Source organism: Lactococcus sp. S64 (assembly GCF_016516525.1).
Lineage (GTDB): Bacteria > Bacillota > Bacilli > Lactobacillales > Streptococcaceae > Lactococcus > Lactococcus lactis.
This window is the reverse complement of sequence record NZ_JACVUQ010000016.1, coordinates 1-17,459: the sequence shown is the minus strand read 5'-3', so window position 1 is coordinate 17,459 and position 17,459 is coordinate 1. Positions and strand designations below refer to the sequence as shown.

Sequence of the window (17,459 nt, the reverse complement as noted above, 5' to 3'; positions counted from 1 at the left end):
ATAATTATTTTATTATCCACCACTTGTAAAATATTAAGCCATTCAATTATGGATGAAATCGTTCGCAAAATGAAAATAAATATATTAATAAGAAGATTTGCCATTAAGGTTTGATTGAAAAATACTAGTATGCTTTAAACAGAGAAAAAGGGGAAATGATCCTTGATGAGTCAAGAATTAAATACATAAATGGAAATTCATTTTAATATAATCCATTTCCTTCAGATATGAAATAAATAAATATATTTATTTACAAAAATTGATACCAAAGATTATAAAATAGCTTGATATATTCAAGATAAGATAGTTTTACTTCACTAATTAAGTAAAAAGTTATCAATATGTTACTTAAGATACTTGGCAAAGATTCAGTTATATATTATCAAAAAAATTTGGATTTTGGAAAACATATCAAATCCATCATTAGCTAAAAGTTTTAAAATTATTGCGATTATTATTGATGAGCACGGTCAATAGAAAAAATCTAAACTATTTTTTTAAAAATTATATGAAGCAGTTTGATTTAGTGCTAAATTTCTACTCTGATTTAAAGAGTATATCGTTTTAAATTAAAGTAGAGCTTTAACCAATTGGCCCCATAAGACGTGATGTATCATGACTATCGTTCGATAAAAATGGAATTAATGAGTAGATTATATTCTTACTCTGAGTTTCGAACGAAGAAAGAACTCGTTTTTTCAAGATAAGATGTCTTTCTTCGCGTAATTTATCTTCTTTAGGTATAATAAAGCTTTTCTTTTTGGTTTTTATAAAGAAGGTAATAACATATGTATGGATATCCACTTTTCTAATATGAGTCCAATTTAAGGATAATGTGAAACTAAGAAAATGTACAGATTAATATCTAAAAATAAAGTTAACAGTCCAATGTAATATATAAATAATAATGCATGTACAAATGAATAAATATAAACACAAAATATAAAAAATTTTATTTTTTTAAAAAAATAAAGAAAACATTATTTCAAGTGTAATATTATCGATGTATTTATTGCTATTAATAATAAGAATATATATATGTGTTCTAAAATAAATTTTAAATTTAGATCAACAAAAAAGTGAGAGAATTAAAGAAAAAATTTGGTAATTTCGGTATATCATGCTAAAAAATTTTAATCTAACTTAAGATGAATATTGTGTTTTTATTGAAGTTAAATAAAAATTTAACTTCAATAAAATTCGATTAATTAAAAAAAAAAGAAGTCTCCGAAAAATTTAGATTTTTCGGAGACTTTTAGGTAAATAAATTTACAATTCATTTTTATTTTATAATTTTGATATGTTTCATTATATATTTATTTCTTTTAAATTTCAAGAAATTACTAATATTTTGATAAAAAGAATAGATAATAGTCAAGAACTCTTTATTTTCCTTTTATTGTTTCATATTAATTTTAATAAGGTTTCCGAAAAATCTAAATTTTTCTTAAAGATATCAAATATGAATAAAATAAAAGATAAGAAGAACGACTTTTATAGAAGAAAGTAATATTAATTGTTAACTTTAAGATTAGAAATTGGCAAAAATGATTCATAGTATTAAATCTAATTTAGCTAAAAATGCACTAAGTAATTACAAATCTAACTAGTGATATTAGCAAAAAGCAAACTAAATTTAGATGTTAATTTCAAGAAATTTTTGGATACTTGATTAAAAGGTTTTCAGATCCAGTTTTAAAGTTAAAAAAATTATTAAATTGATTAAAAAATCTCAATGTGTTTCACAGTAAAAAATATAGAGAGTAAATCTGCATGATAACTATTATCAAATAAATTTATAGAAAGGTTATATAAATGAAGCATAATTCCGTACGAATTAAAAGAGAATTAAAAAATATTAGTTGGCCAACTTTTACTCAAATAATAAAAGAAACAATCATAATAATTTTAGTTTCAACATGTTTTGTTTTAGTACTAGGATTAATAAATTGGTTACTACAACAAAATTTCAATAATCTACTATCCTAATAAATTATTTTGTAGGGATTAAATTAGAAAATTTGGAGAAATAAAAAAATGTATATTGCTTTGACTTATTTATTAATATTTATAAGCTTTATGATTATTATATTAATTTTATCTCAACCATCAAAACAACAAGACAGTCTCTCGCTTTTATCCACAGACAAAAGTGATGTGCTATTTAAAACACAAAAATATAATAGCCACAATAACTTTTTAATGTGGTCAACAGCTATTTTAGCGGTTATTTGGATAACTTTAGGAATTATTTTGATGTATTTGGGAGAAAAATGAAATGCATAATATCTTGGGACAAGTTTTAAACGAACAGAAAACTTTATAGCAGTTAAAACCTATAGATAATTAATATAGTAAATAGGAGAGAACAAATTGGCTGAAGAAACAATATTTTATATTCGCTTAAAAGAGCAAATTAAGATTAGAAAAACCTCTTTTAATCAGGTTGAGCGCGACTTAGGATATCCTAGAAACTCATTGAATAACTATAAAAATGGAACGGAGCCTTCAGGTAACCGCTTAGTGGAACTTGCCGAATACTTCATGGTATCTCCCAGGTTTCTGATAGGTAAAGAGGAAGAAGGGCAAGAACAATCCTTTAAAGAGTTTTTCAAAAACTAAATTTTGAACAAAAGAGAGAACTTTACGTGATTTGTGAAAAGTGGAGTATGTCACAACTATTTGGAAGTATATTAGAAAATAGTAGAAGTAATTAGAATAGGAATACGAGAAATGAATGTTTATAGCATAAATAAAGGAATAGGATATGCTTCAAGTGGTGTAGAGTACGCTCAGAAATACCGTAAGGAACTCTTTGAAAATGCTGAGTTTGATGATCACTATGTGTTTTTAAATTATCTATCAAAGAATATATCCATATATACAGATTTGTTAGGATTTAAACGTGAACAAATTATTTGGATATATAATTTTTTAAGTCATCGACCAGCTCAAGATACTACTTATACTGTTGAAATGTTTTTGGAAAATATTGGTGTAGTGGAGTACGAGATTTTGAATCAAACTCAAAAAAGTTTGGAGATTAAATTATCAGCTACACAACGGTACAAAATTTGGCTATTGGAAGGTGAGCTAATCGATAGAGTAGATTATATTGTGAATGGAAATTTAGTGAATGTACTCCATTATGATAAAAGCCTTAATAATGTTGAAGATTACTATCAAGGGAAATTAGTCAAAAGAACTTTTTTTAATATGCAAGGTGAGCAAAGCTATGAACAATTATATAGCGAAAAAGAAATTACAGTTACTTTTATTGATAATCAAATACTCTATGGGAAAATGGCTTTTTATCAGTATTTCTTTAAGAAACTCAAACTACAAAAAGATGATGCCGTTATTATTGATCGTCCTCTAGATGTAGTAGAAGGCATATTACCTGTTTTATTTAATAAAGTAAGATTGTTTTCCGTTGTACATGCCGAACACTATAATGAAAAACTTTCAAAAGGGGAGCATATTCTATGGAACAATAATTATGAGTACATTTTTGAGCATGCAGATGCTTTTGAGGCTATTGTTGTAGCTACAGAACGCCAAAATCAGGTTCTTAAGCATCAATTAAGAAAGAAAACAACAGTCAAGACGATTCCAGTGGGTTATATTGATGAGATTAGTCGAAAAAGGGGCTATAACCCATATAGTCTTATTACCGCAAGTCGCTTGGCAACTGAAAAACATCTTGATATTCTAATTAAAGCTGTTGCTTTAGCAAGGGAAACACTTCCTAAATTAACTTTAGATATTTATGGTGAAGGCGGAGAGAGGAGTAAATTAGAAGAGCTAATTCAAAAGTATGAAGCAGCTCATTTTATTAAACTTTGTGGACATAAAAATTTAAGCCAGGTTTACCCTAAATATAGTGGTTATATTTCAGCATCAACTTCTGAAGGTTTTGGATTATCATTACTTGAAGCTCTAGGAGCAGGATTACCACTTATTGGAGTTGATGTTGATTATGGTAATCGTGAATTTATTGAAAATGGAAAGAATGGAATAAGATTTGAACGGACAACATTAAAGGATATGCCCGATCAACTTGCTCAGGCAATACTAACATTTTACGATCAACATTTGGATGAAAAAGGAAGAGTTGTTTCGAAGCGTAAAGCTAAGGCATATCTCAAAGAGAATGTCTCAAAACTATGGGAAGAGCTATTAGAGAAAGGAAAACCAAATGACGAAAATTAATATTTTTGATCGATATGATGAAAATACAAAAAAATTAATGAGATCGTTATCAAAAGTAGGAATCAAGCGTAAAAACTTCTTTACGCATTATGATGGAGAGATGCCAGATGGGGGAATGAGTCCTTATTCTTATTTTATTGGAATATCTGATAAACAAGAAAGTTGCAAAGGATTATTTTTTGATCAAGTATTGGTTCCTGATTTTTACGATATTCGGCATATTGATGGTGGAAGTGCATCTATTGAATTTTTAAAAGATAAAGTTGGAATCATTCATTATCGTAAACAAGGTTATCGTCTTGTTGGTACAGTAGACTGGTTTTCAAACACCAATTCCAATGTCGTAGTCAAAAGGGATCATTATAATTTATCAGGATATCATTATGCTTCAACCTATTTTAGTCAAAAAAAAGCTTATAAAATTGATTACTACAATTCAGAAAATCAAGTTGTTATAAGTGAAGATTTAATAAGTAAATCAATAAAACTCGAACATCAAGGGAAGATATATTATTTTGAAAATTTGACTCAATTTTTCCTTTACTTTCTCAAGACAATCAAAATAGAAGTGTCTGATGTTTATATTAATTCTTTATCATTTCCTCTATTTATTAGTCGCTCATTAAAGATTGGAAATCTAACAACTTTGTTTTGGCAAGAATCATTTGACAATGAAGTTCCTGGGAATATGAAAAATGAACTGGAAAATGCAGATGCTTTAGAGCGTATTGTTTTTGATAAAGAATCTCAATTAAAATATGTAGAAGCAAATTTTCCCAAGACGTCAATTGAATTAAATTATTTATCTCCGATTGGTGAATTTACTAGAGTAAATCAATATAGACCAAAGGCGTTTATTCTTACAAATAGTGATAATATTTATGGTCTAAAAGATATTCTTGTCAATTTTCCAGAACTTGAAATTTCAGTAGCAGCATATACCAATATGAGTACAAAATTGTTACATCTAGAAGAGGAATATAATAATATTCAATTAATTCCTTCAATAAGTGAAGAAGAATTAAAAGTACAACTAAAAAATGCAGATATTTATTTAGATATTAATCGTGGTCTCAAAGTTGGTGAGATTTTAAAATGGGCCTACGAGCAAAACATGTTGATTTTCTCTTACAAAGAAGTAGCACAGCTTAATACTCATGGGTTAGTATTCAATGAAGTTCGTGATTTATGTAATCATTTATCCTATATTCTAAACGATCGTGCAAATTGGCAAAAATTACTTGCGAGAATGATTGAAGAGGATGGTCATTTATCTACGCTTCAAGATTATCAAATTGTTTTAGAACCTAAAAGTTAAAAAATGTATGAAGGGAAAAGAAATGCAAAAACATTTTTTGAAGGAAAAAATAGAAATAGGTTTTGACCAAGAAAGGGAGTTACTGGCACACGACTCTCAAAAAAAGAAAAGAACCCCCCTACTATTTTATGTTAGACCCATTTATTTTTTCATACTAATTACATCAACATTAGCTGCTTTAGGAATAAATGGATTTATGGCTATCAAGTATTTCATTACCCACTAATATTAAGGAACATATTAAATCATGTTTAAAATGAAAAAATATCATAGATTGGCTAAGAAGATTTTCAAATTATTGCCAATATATCGTGCGATGACTGATGAACTTTTACAGAGGCAAACTAAGGTTTTAAAAGAATTATTGGCAAAAGGGAAAAGTTTAGAAGAATTACTTCCGCAAGCTTTTGCAGTAATTATAGAAGCAAATAAGAGAGTTTTGGGTTTGCAACCTTATTATGTTCAAGTTTTGGGAGGTCTTGCACTTTTTTTTGGTAATATTGCAGAGATAAAGACGGGTGAAGGCAAAACACTTGTTGCTACAATGCCTCTTTATACTAGGGCATTAGAGGGCAAAAAAGGAAATTTCTTAATTACATCAAATGAGTATTTGGCAGAACGTGATGGTAAAGAAATGGGAAAGGTTTTTGAATGGTTAAATTTGAGCGTCGGTATTGGTGCAGGAAATGAGGAACAAGATATTGAAAGTAAACGTCTCCTTTATCATTCTGATATTATCTATACCACTCATTCAAAACTAGGTTTTGATTACTTATTTGATAATTTGGGCTCTGAATTATCAGAACAAGTTATCTCCAATTTCAACTTTGCCATTATAGATGAAATTGATGCCGTACTACTAGATGGTGCTCAAACTGCTTTGGTTATTTCAGGTAGCCCTAAAGTTAAATCTGATTATTATCAGATTAGTGATTGGTTTGTCAAAAGTCTACTTGAAGAAGATTATGAATATAGTGATGACAAAAGACGAGTTTGGATTAGTGAAAAAGGTTTAGAAAAGCTCCAGAAATATTTTGATATCAAAGATGTCTATAGTGAAAAATACATTGCTCTTTATCGTCACATTATTTTAGCCCTGCAAGCAAATTACTTGAAAAAAAAGGGGAAAGATTATGTAGTAATTAATGGAAAGGTTTTGCTATTAGATCTTGTAAATGGTCGTACAATGCCCGGTGTTAAACTCCAAGGGGGGATTCACCAAGCAATTGAAAGTAAAGAGGGAGTAGAGGTAAGCGATGAAACTAAAACATTAGGAACAATTAGTTACCAAAGCTTATTTAAAAAGTTTGTTAGGCTGTCCGGGATGACAGGTACTGCTAAAACAGATGAAAAAGAGTTTATGGAAACTTATCATTTGAAAGTAATTGAAATTCCAACTCATTTACCTAATAGACGAGAAGATATGCCGGATCAAATTTACGTGACTAACCAAACAAAAATAGAGGAATCAATTAAGGCAGTAAAAAAAGGGATCAATGATGATAGACCGGTGCTTATAGAAACGGGTTCGGTTTCCATGTCAGATCTATATTCCCTTGTTCTTTTAGAAAATAAAATTCCTCATAATTTGTTGAATGCAAGAACAGCTATACGCGAGCAACAAATCATAAGTGGAGCTGGTCGCGCTGGGGCAGTAACCTTAGCAACGTCTATGGCTGGACGTGGTACAGATATTAAGCTTACAAAAGCAGCTAAAGCAAATGGTGGCCTGAAAGTTATTGGTACTGAACGGATGAATAACAAAAGAATTGATAATCAACTACGAGGACGAGCAGGACGCCAAGGAGAGCCAGGAACATCAGTCTTCTTTGTTTCACTTGAAGACAAAGTAATTATTGAAAATTCACCACAATGGGTTCGAAAAGCCAGATTATCTTTGTCCAATAAAATTTTAAATGGTAAACGAGTAGCTAATAAAAAAATCAATAGCTACCGCTTAAGAAAAGTAATGGATAAAGGACAGGAAAAATTAGTAAACACAGAGGTCAAGTCACGAAAGAACACTCTGGCTTTTGACACTATCTTAAGTGAACAGAGAAATCGTATCTATAATGCCCGAAATAAAGTAATGTCTGAGAACGAAGCTTATTTTGAGAAAATTATTGAAAAATCTGTTCACCAAGTTATTTTGAATTTTTTGTATTATTCAGAAGACTTATCGGTTCAAAACATCTCTGACTTTGTTTTTAATAATATTAAGAGTGACTATCCTTTAGGGAAGATAAATGATAAGGTTGATCAAATAAGTAATAAAAAAACTATATATAAATTTTTATATAATCTTGCAGTTTCAGTTGTAAATCAATCATTGAGCCGTTTTAAGGATCCAATACAATTACGTTATTTTAAAAAGATAGTTATACTGAGGGCGATTGATAAAGCTTGGATTGACCAGCTCGATTATCTACAACAATTAAAAACAATGGTGAATGGACGTAGTATGGCTCAGCATAAGCCCCTTAATGAATTTGGACGTGAAGCTCGTCGGCGATTTTTCGAAATGGAACAAGAAATTTATATGGAGCTTTTTAGGGGAATTGCATTGTCAGAGTTAAAGATGAAAGAAGATGGGTCAATTGATATTGAATTTCCTTAAGACTAAGATTGGAGAGTTGTTACGATGAAGGAATATAGTGAATTAATAAAGAAAGGTAGCTTTACTATTATTGCACTGCTATTTTTCTATATTGGGCAGGGTATTCCCTTACCAGGTTATTTGGTCAATTTTAAACTACCACAAGGTTCGTTTACGCTTGAAAGACTACTTTCATTAACTACTGGTGGATTATTTTCAAGTCCGACTCTTTTTGCTTTGGGACTCGGCCCATATATGACTGTATCAATTTTATTTTCAGTCATATTTTTTGCTAACCGTAATTTATCTTCTCAAATTTCACAAGAGCAGAGAGGGAGACTAGAAATTATTGGTATTTTTTTTATGTCAATCTTACAGGGTATCCCACTTGCATTTAATTTAAAAAATTCTGTAATTCCAAAAATTAGTTTCCTATCATCTCTTAATATATTTTTGTTTACTGTTTTATGTTTTGTAGTAGGGGCGTTACTTATTTCATGGCTCGCAAGTTTAAATATTATTTATGGTTTGGGGGGACCATTTGTTTTACTTATACCAGGAATTATTAGAGGTATTACTGGGAGTTTGGGAGCAAATTATCGAAGTATCCTTGTACATTTTGACCGGCTAATTCCTTTTATTTTCATCAGCATAATATTTGTTGGAATTACGATAGCTATTTATTCGGCAGAATATCGCTTTGAAATTCAGAGAATTGGTATTGATAAATACTCTAAAGAAGCTTATATAGGATTTAGAATTTTAATTGCAGGTTCACTCCCACTAATGTTTGCGACAACATTGATGTACTTCCCATACTATCTTATGCAGTTATTTAATTATGAAAATGATGCTGTTTTGGCACTTTTCAATACGGCAAAATTAAATGGAATTTTAATGTATGGACTGATTTTGTATCTTTTAGGTATTTTATTCTCTTTTATCAATATTATGCCAGAACAACTTTCTGACGATTTAAAGGAATCTGGAGATTATATATTAGAAATTAAACCTGGAGAAGAAACAAAACGTTATATTAGCAGGAGAGTGTGGGGAGTATCTTTAATAGGTGGATTATATTTACCATTAATTGTAACAATTCCATTATTAGTGGGGTTAATTACCGGACATACTTCGATTTCTAATCTTTCTAATTATTTTACGATGCTATTTGTACTAGTTGTAATATATGATAACTTGCAACAAGATGTGGTATTTCTTTTTTATAAAAATAACTATGAACTATTTGGAAACAATCGGAGGAACTTTAAATGATTTACTTTTTAACAGACTGGCAATCAGAAATGGACAGATTAGAATCCAATATCTTATTTAATGTGAACAAAATATTCAATGAAGGAGGGATAGAGACCAAAATGATTAATACTCAATTTTCTCCTTTCTCAAATTATTTTACGAATCATTTTGAATTTTATGACTCAGACCATTTTACTAATTTGTTGGACGCAGTCACAGATCGATTCGCCTTATGTTATGCCCCTCTAATTTTGAAGGATCTTGAGTTTCCAAAAACTTGGGAGAAAGTTTACACACGAAATAATGTTTTACTAACAAAGGAAGGTGAGGTTAAGGCAGAAGTATTCTTTAATTCCTTTGGCTTTGTCTCACAAGTTCACTATTTATCCAGTCTAGGAAAAGAAATCGATATCTATTCTGAAAAAGGAGTAGTCTTACTTAAACAGAAGTTTAATAATGATGGTGAGCAAGTTGAGCAACAGATTTTTGATGAGGGGGGGCAACTTATCTTAACGCAATGGAATGACTATGTATTTATTGATAACAGTTATAAAAGTCATTTTAAAAGATCAACCTATAGTACTTTTAAAGAAGTTTGTATGGAGTTAGTCAATAGCTCATTAGTAAATTTTAATCCTAAAGAGGATCGACTTATTATTGATGGGACGAGTAATTGGTTAATGGAACTTATTGAAGCCTTTCAATACCCTGAGTCAATCGTGTATATTTTTACAGGATCAACGGTAGAATGTCTTTCCCAACTCAATCATCATCTGCAGTTTATTGAGAAGGGGAAATCCATAATTACTGATAATATTCACTTTCTTAATGAATTGAAAAGAAATGATTTTTACCCTATTAAAAATAAGCTTCGTTATATTCCCTTATATCCTACCACTCTGATGCTTGGAGAAAGCAATACATATTTAGAAGAGTATGTCTATTGGCAAATTGAGCAATTTGATTCTCAAATATCGGCACTATTCCAAGAGTTTTTACAAATAAAAATGGAAGTCCGTGATCTTTGCTTGATCATTGATATTAAGGAAGAGGGGGATGAGGATAAAATAAAAATGCTTTTAGAAAGTTTTGTTGTAAAGAACTTTGAAGTAATTCTCACATCCCCTGAATATGAATTAGTAAAAAAATATTATGAGGCTTTAAGGAATGAGGAAATGACAGCAGGGTTAAAGGAACTATTTCAGAAATTCAAAAAAGAAGATAAAGAATTTAGCCGGATAATCGAATCTTATTTATTTTATACAGGAATTAGCTTCAAAAAAAATGTAGCTTTCCAAGAATTAAAAACAGCATTTGGAAAAGTCAGAGTATTTATCGACCAACGAGAAAAGTATGAATTTTTGAGTCATTCATTAGCTGTTAGTGCTGGCATTCCCCTACTCTCAAAAAAGGCTTCTCCATATCTCATTAATGGTAAAAATGGGATTCTTTACAAAGACATAAAAGAAGTAATAGAAGGAGTAAAAGACTATCTGAGTGACCATGATTTATGGAACAAAAATTTGGTTGAGAGTGTCGAGCTTATCGAAAATAATAGTGCAAATGGATTGCTAGAAAAATGGAAGGAGAACTTAAAATGAGTGAGAATTTAAAAAATATTTTCCATATCGGTGGTCAATCTCTATCAGAAATTAATGAGTTAATCAAAGATTTTAAATATCATCACCTTGAAGTAAAAGCAACGCTCAAAGAAGAGTTGTCACGATTACGATCAATTACTAATAATGAGATAAATAATTCAAATGATTTATTTCTTTTAAGCAAAGAAGTGATGTATCACTTGCAAGATATTGATCTTATAAAATTACCGAGTCATCAGATTTTTTATGAAACTTTAGAAGGTGCAAGTGAAGTTGAGATTAGAATTCTCACGCTAAAGGGTGCTCAGCAAACTGAATTATCTGACAAAGGTGTTGACTTTTTTCATTATATTAATCGAAACTACATTAAACCATGGGGGTTGAGCCTTAATAATAGCATGGTAGACATCAATTCAAATTTTGAAGGAATAGTTACAAAAAAAGGTTCATCCAAATATATCCTTGAGGGAAACTTTGGGTTAGATTATCAACAAGTGTTGCTCTGGAAAAATAAATGGGCAGCATGGGGGAATATTAATTTTTATCCTGAAATAAGCCAGACTGAGAATCTTTCTTATTATTGGAGGGCCTATTTTAAAAGTAGTAATTCTACCTCCCAAATTAACTATAGAGATTTTTATCCTGAACAATTAAATGCTGGTCAAGTATATTTTGATATAGGGTATTCAGAGTTTCCAATTAATTTCGGACTTTTTATAAAAGGAAACGGGAAAATAGAAGTTGGAGATCTTCATATTCGATATGGTCTATCCAAAGGAAATTTTTTGGCAATGGGGGGAGAGCGGTTAGTTCAAAAAGATAATATGGGAGAAGAATTGGGAGTATATTTTAATGCAGGAGACTTAAAGCCCCCGCTAAATGTCTACTTCTCAGGATTTCGCCCCTCAGAAGGTTACGAAGGCCGATGGATGATGGGAAGTTTAGGCGCACCTTTTATATTGGTTCATGATCCTCGTATAGTGGGTGGCTCCTTTTATAGAGGGGAGGGACTAGAAGAAGAATTGATTGAATACATACAGTCTAAATTGAAAGTCTTAGGTTTCTCAAAACAAGATTTAATTCTCTCTGGTCTATCAATGGGAACATATGCTTCTTTTTACTATGGTGCAAAATTAGAACCTCATGCAATCGTAGTGGGTAAACCGCTCGCTAATATCGGAGGTCTAGCTGTTAATTCGAGAATTTTTGCTCCATATGGTTGGGATCTTGCCATGGATACAATTATTAACCTAACTGGGGAATTGACTAAAGAAAGTGCTGACTCTTTAGATGAAGATTTTTGGAGTAAATTTGAATCAGCAAATTTTTCTAAGACCACTTTCCTTATTGCGCATATGTTGCATGATACAGACCGTCCCTTTAAACAAATTTTTAACTATTTAAAGATAAACTATCCGACTGCAAAAGTCTTACACAAGGGGCTGGAGGGACGCCATAACGATAACTCTCGAGGTATAACAAGTTGGTTCTATAGACAATATCAGCAGCTACTTATCTCTGATTTTGACCGCTATTTAATAATTGATGATGATGAGAAAGAGGAGATTGATCTGAGAGGTGAAGATAATGACTGAGTGTTACATTATTCGTTGGCCAAGAGACTTATCTAAAGTATATGTTAATGGATCAACTATTCGTTATTCAGACGATCAGTCTGTGTACTACTCCAATGAAGTCCTGTCTCCAGGCCAAATTATCTGTACATGGTCATCTACCATAGATTATTTAGCCAGTGGGAGTGCACCCTCTTTGCCGCTTCTAAAAATTAATAAATCTTATGAGTTAGGAATCAAGTTAACTTCTGATAATTCCCTCCCAGCTCAATTTGAAATAAATTTTAGAGATGAAAGTCAAGAATTGATTGGCTCTTATCGAAGCACAGAAGATCGATTAACATTTACTGTTCCGATAGGAACCGTTTTTTATGAAGTTCATCTCATTAATTTGAAGCATCATTGGCTACATTTTGAAACTCTTACGATAAGTGAAATTGGAGTTCTGGATAGGATTATTTCTCAAAATTTTAGTACTCATTATTCGTGGGTATATGTCCGTCCAATAAGAGGATCAAATCATAAAACCATTCGATTAATTATTAATAAGGGACCGAGAAGCATTTTACCTGTTTCAATCCATGAAAGCATTAACTATGAGCAAATTTTTATTTATACTGATGGTCAAGATGAGGGTAAATTAATAGAATCATTAGATCAAACTTTAAAGTTTAAACAAGATTTACAACTTATTTTCGAGACTGGTCTAGGCTACCACTATTTACCATCTGAATTTAGACTTAAGCTAGAAGAAACTCTGAAGCAAAATAAAATATTAGGAGGAAATAATAATGACAAATTGGATCACTGAAGTTCAAGATAATGACTATGTGTCAAAGAGAGCATCGGGAATTATTGCAAATCAAATGGCGGCTAACTCTATTGAGGATGCAGGTTTTCGAAAATTACATTATCCCAGGATATATAGTACAAAATTACGTGAAATAGGTAAAGAAGCAAGATGGGAATATCTGGAAGCACTATTAAGCTGTGTCTTACCTGGGGATACTGTAATTGTCCAATATCCATTGTGGACAAATAATACAGAATTTGAGTTGGAATTCATCAACTATTTAAAAAATGTAAGACATGCCAAAATTGTTGCTATGGTATGGGATATTGTTTCATGGCTCCAAGATAACCGAGATCGAGATTATACAGGAGACGCTTCATTATGGATGCTCAATAAATATGATCTTGTGATTGCCGCAAATACCAAAATGGGTAAACGATTACGTGAAGAGGGAGGGGTGATCACTCCAATGATTCCGATGCATTTAACAGATTTTATTTACAAAGGCCCTCTGATTCCAAAACAATATAAAAAAGAACTTTATTATGTCGCGACGGGAATTGATCCAGCAATGATAGAGGAAACTCCTTCTGATATTCGAATCAATTTTATTGGTCCCAATCATCAAGTTAAGGAGACTCCGGAAACTGTAAGTTTATTGGGCCCAATGGATAGTAATGATATTCCCTCTAAGTTGGATGGTGGATTTGGACTATTGTATTATCCACAAAATGGTGGATATAAAGGAATGCATCGCTATGGTGAGTACAATAATCCAATGAAGCTTTCTTTATATCTTGCTTCTGGCTTACCAGTTATATGCCTATCTAATACAGCTCATGCAAAATGGATTAAAGAGCAGAGGGTCGGTATTGTTATTGACCAGTTGGGAGATCTTGAAAAAGCTATTGAATCGATAAGTGAAGAGGATTACTATAAAATGCTTAATAATCTCAAGCCGTGGCAACGCGCTGTCTCAAGTGGCTTTTTTGCTAAAACTGCTGCAATAGAAGCGGTTCGTTATATTAACCTTGGCTTCACGGACTATTTGATTCATCAGGAGGATACACATGACTAATTGGATTACGCGACTTAACGCTACGAATTATAATCAACAATATGATGCCATTCAGATTGTGAGTAAGAATGTTGCTCATTCAGCAAAACAGCTAGGTTTTCAAGAGTTAAATATTACTGGCTATCCAAATATTAGTAACAATGCGGATAGACGTCATCATATTCGTGAAGCAGTTTTAGGAGTGGTTCAACCGGGAGACCTTGTTGTTGTACAATTTCCGATGTGGACACACCTTAATTTCCAATCTGAATTTTTTGACACAATTAAAGGGATTGAATCGGTTAGGATGGTCGCTTTAATTCATGATATTCCGACTTGGATGTTTACAAAAGGAGAAGAGGAGTATGATCGTGAGAATGATTTTTGGCTTAATCAACTTAAAAAATTTGATTTATTAATTGTTGCGAATGAGAAAGGAGCACATAAACTGCAAGAAGATGGTGTAAATGTCCCCATGATTCAAATGCAATTTTGGGATTATTTCTACGCCGGTCCGAGAAAAGAAAAGCGATTTAAGAAAAAGCTTTATTATGTGGGAGGACGAGATATTATAGATACTACATATCGTGCAGCGACACCGCTTTACATTTATGATAGACAAGTCGAAAAAAAAGTTTTGGAAAGTGGCAGTATTACCTGGTTAGGACGTAGGCCTAGCGATGAAATCGTCTCTGTTTTAGATGGTGGTTTTGGAGTGGTAGTAACAGAAAATCTTGTAGAAAAGTCTAACATGAATTTTGTTTATTATAACCAGTTTAATAACCCTACCAAACTTTCTATGTATCTCGCAGCTGGTCTTCCAGTTATTGTTTCAAGCAAAACTTATCATGCCAGACTGGTTAAAGAATATGGAATTGGTCTTGTTGTGGATGATTTAAATGAAATAGACACCATCTTTTCATCAATGACTGATCAAGATTATCAAAAAATGATAGATAATGTTAGATTTTGGCAAGAAGCTGTTTCAGAAGGTTTTTTCATTAAACGTGCCTTGCTTGCGATGTTTAGAACTTTAGAATTAGGCTTTAGAGATGATTTACTTAATAAATAAAAAAGTTTTTTATATTTAGTATGAAAGGAGGTGATAGAATATGCCAATTCGAGATGAGCAAATACGTAAGAAAAATAGAGAGCAGTTATACCAGTTAAATGCAAGTCCTTATATCCGTGAGGAACTAATAGCAAAAGAAAGAGCCTTGCTTAATATCCGGTCAGAGGGAACAGTCTATATTGATGTTCCATTTCAATTTGATTATGGAACGAATCTTCATTTTTCAGGTAATTTTTATGCGAATACTGATTGTCTTTTCTTGGATACAGGTGATATAAATTTTGGAAAAAATGTAAAGTTGGGTCCTCGTGTTCAAATTTATACGGTGAATCATCCAGTCAATCCAAAAGAGCGTTTGGAAAAAGGAGTTGTGATTGCTTCACCAGTTAATATTGGAGATAATGTTTGGATTGGTGGTGGGAGCATCATTAATCCAGGAGTAACAATTGGAGCCAATACAGTAATTGGTTCTGGAAGTGTGGTGACCCAGTCGCTTCCTCCAGATGTTTTAGCAGCTGGTATTCCAGCAAAAATTATTAAAAAAATTTAAAACCCTATTGAAGAAAGGTTAACTAAATTTAATGTCCAGAAAAAACAACATAAAAAAGATGTTAAACTCTGATAAACATGAGAGATATCGCTCCTATAAGCGCAAAAAAACATGGATGTATGCGACAATTACAGGAATTGCCAGTATCTTAGGAGGTGGGGGAATTGCGGTCCCGATCATCAAAGCTGATACGACAAGTACAGGAAATGATAGTCAATCCAAGGAGGTTGATAGTAGCAAGCTTTTAGCAACACAGAGTAGTGTTACTATTCCAGCAACTAGTGAAAAAAATAGCAACACTATTTCAGAAGTTAATCAAGATATTATAGAATCAGAAAAAGCGACTATTACTATCACTGACCAAGCTAATCAACCTAGAAATGGCTGGTATGCTGAAATACCAGGATATTGGACGCAAGGCATTTGTGCAATAAACAATAACAATGATCAAGTTATTATTCTTTTAGTAAGCCAGGCTGATCCTTCGAAATTTTATTATGTAGAAGCTACTTATTCAAATAACTCAGTAACGCCTACAAGTCAACCTAAAGAGATTACTTTTAAATCCGAAAAATTATCAAGTGGTGCAAGTATTGGCAAATCTACGGATGGTAAGAGTGCTGTTATCACTAGACCTTCTGGTGGTGATATATATGTCAAATATAGAAGTGCTACGACTAATGGTAATGACTATGATTCTGAGGGAGCATTAGGTGCTGATTGGCAACCACTATTTCCTTCAAAAGTCACAGTTACAGTCAAATATCAAGACGAATCAGGAGGAACTCTTAGTGAGGATACTTCTAAAACTTTCTACTCCCAAATTCAGGAGTATTCTGTAGGAGATATTCCACAGTCAATAGATGGTCTTATATATGACCCTAGTATCAGTACTGGGGAGTTAACGGGTCGTGATACTGCGACAGTCATTTTAAAGTATAGAGACAATACTCCAAGTGAATCTGATTCGACTAGTGATTCAGTTTCAGACAGTGATTCAATATCGGATATAACTTCAGATAGTGATTCAACCTCCGACTCTATCAGTGATTCGGTAAGTGATAGCGATTCAGAACCAGATAGTGACTCAATATCAGATTCCATTAGTGATTCAGTATCAGATAGCGACTCAATCTCTGATTCAACTTCAGATAGTGATTCAACCTCCGACTCAATCAGCGATTCGGCAAGTGATAGTGATTCAGAACCAGATAGTGACTCAATATCAGATTCCATTAGTGATTCAGTTTCAGACAGCGATTCAATCTCCGATTCAACTTCAGATAGTGATTCAACCTCCGACTCACTCAGTGATTCAGTTTCAGATAGTGAATCAAACTCGGACTCAGTAAGTGACAGTGATTTAACCTCAGATTCAATCTCCGATTCAGTTTCAGATAGCGATTCAACGTCAGACTCAATCTCCGAT

Annotated in this window: 15 protein-coding genes; all 15 read left to right on the top strand. The window is 32.0% G+C overall.

Features of this window, described 5'->3' with window-relative positions:
• The first annotated feature begins 1,815 nt into the window (after nucleotides 1-1,815).
• Complete coding sequence (secE, locus tag IAE51_RS11495) at nucleotides 1,816-1,989, top strand: preprotein translocase subunit SecE (protein WP_081041177.1); 174 nt, start codon at nucleotides 1,816-1,818, stop codon at nucleotides 1,987-1,989.
• A 48-nt stretch (nucleotides 1,990-2,037) separates the two neighbouring features.
• The gene (gene secG, locus IAE51_RS11490) at nucleotides 2,038-2,277 is read left to right on the top strand and encodes a preprotein translocase subunit SecG (protein ID WP_058212337.1); all 240 of its coding nucleotides are present in this window, start codon (nucleotides 2,038-2,040) and stop codon (nucleotides 2,275-2,277) included.
• Nucleotides 2,278-2,373: 96 nt separating this feature from the next.
• Entirely contained in the window at nucleotides 2,374-2,622 is a 249-nt protein-coding gene (locus IAE51_RS11485; RefSeq protein ID WP_370524380.1) for a helix-turn-helix domain-containing protein, read from the top strand.
• Between the two features lie 111 nt (nucleotides 2,623-2,733).
• The gene (locus tag IAE51_RS11480) at nucleotides 2,734-4,212 is read left to right on the top strand and encodes a glycosyltransferase (protein ID WP_200095561.1); all 1,479 of its coding nucleotides are present in this window, start codon (nucleotides 2,734-2,736) and stop codon (nucleotides 4,210-4,212) included.
• Entirely contained in the window at nucleotides 4,199-5,530 is a 1,332-nt protein-coding gene (locus IAE51_RS11475; protein ID WP_200095559.1) for a hypothetical protein, read from the top strand. Before IAE51_RS11480 ends, IAE51_RS11475 begins: the two co-directional genes overlap by 14 nt.
• Before the next feature lie 7 nt (nucleotides 5,531-5,537).
• The gene (locus IAE51_RS11470) at nucleotides 5,538-5,756 is read left to right on the top strand and encodes a hypothetical protein (RefSeq protein WP_200095557.1); all 219 of its coding nucleotides are present in this window, start codon (nucleotides 5,538-5,540) and stop codon (nucleotides 5,754-5,756) included.
• Nucleotides 5,757-5,777: 21 nt separating this feature from the next.
• Complete coding sequence (gene secA, locus IAE51_RS11465) at nucleotides 5,778-8,147, top strand: preprotein translocase subunit SecA (RefSeq protein ID WP_200095555.1); 2,370 nt, start codon at nucleotides 5,778-5,780, stop codon at nucleotides 8,145-8,147.
• A gap of 24 nt (nucleotides 8,148-8,171) precedes the next feature.
• Nucleotides 8,172-9,401: a preprotein translocase subunit SecY gene (locus IAE51_RS11460; protein ID WP_200095553.1), complete on the top strand. Its 1,230-nt coding sequence runs from the start codon at nucleotides 8,172-8,174 to the stop codon at nucleotides 9,399-9,401.
• Nucleotides 9,398-10,984 carry an accessory Sec system glycosyltransferase Asp1 gene (gene asp1 / locus IAE51_RS11455; protein WP_200095551.1) on the top strand — a complete coding sequence of 529 codons (1,587 nt, stop codon included), beginning with the start codon at nucleotides 9,398-9,400 and terminating at the stop codon, nucleotides 10,982-10,984. The genes IAE51_RS11460 and asp1 overlap by 4 nt, the downstream gene beginning before the upstream one ends.
• Nucleotides 10,981-12,579 carry an accessory Sec system protein Asp2 gene (asp2, locus tag IAE51_RS11450; RefSeq protein WP_058212330.1) on the top strand — a complete coding sequence of 533 codons (1,599 nt, stop codon included), beginning with the start codon at nucleotides 10,981-10,983 and terminating at the stop codon, nucleotides 12,577-12,579. The genes asp1 and asp2 overlap by 4 nt, the downstream gene beginning before the upstream one ends.
• Nucleotides 12,572-13,369, top strand: coding sequence for an accessory Sec system protein Asp3 (asp3, locus tag IAE51_RS11445; protein ID WP_058212329.1), 798 nt, complete (start codon nucleotides 12,572-12,574; stop codon nucleotides 13,367-13,369). Before asp2 ends, asp3 begins: the two co-directional genes overlap by 8 nt.
• Nucleotides 13,350-14,429 carry a beta-1,6-galactofuranosyltransferase gene (locus IAE51_RS11440; RefSeq protein WP_058212328.1) on the top strand — a complete coding sequence of 360 codons (1,080 nt, stop codon included), beginning with the start codon at nucleotides 13,350-13,352 and terminating at the stop codon, nucleotides 14,427-14,429. The genes asp3 and IAE51_RS11440 overlap by 20 nt, the downstream gene beginning before the upstream one ends.
• Nucleotides 14,422-15,480, top strand: a complete 1,059-nt coding sequence (locus IAE51_RS11435; protein WP_200095549.1) for a beta-1,6-galactofuranosyltransferase — start codon at nucleotides 14,422-14,424, stop codon at nucleotides 15,478-15,480. The genes IAE51_RS11440 and IAE51_RS11435 overlap by 8 nt, the downstream gene beginning before the upstream one ends.
• Before the next feature lie 40 nt (nucleotides 15,481-15,520).
• The gene (locus IAE51_RS11430; RefSeq protein ID WP_058212326.1) at nucleotides 15,521-16,030 is read left to right on the top strand and encodes a sugar O-acetyltransferase; all 510 of its coding nucleotides are present in this window, start codon (nucleotides 15,521-15,523) and stop codon (nucleotides 16,028-16,030) included.
• A 58-nt stretch (nucleotides 16,031-16,088) separates the two neighbouring features.
• Nucleotides 16,089-17,459, top strand: a 1,371-nt coding sequence (locus IAE51_RS12365) for a KxYKxGKxW signal peptide domain-containing protein (RefSeq protein WP_305067132.1), incomplete at its 3' end; no start/stop codon positions are given.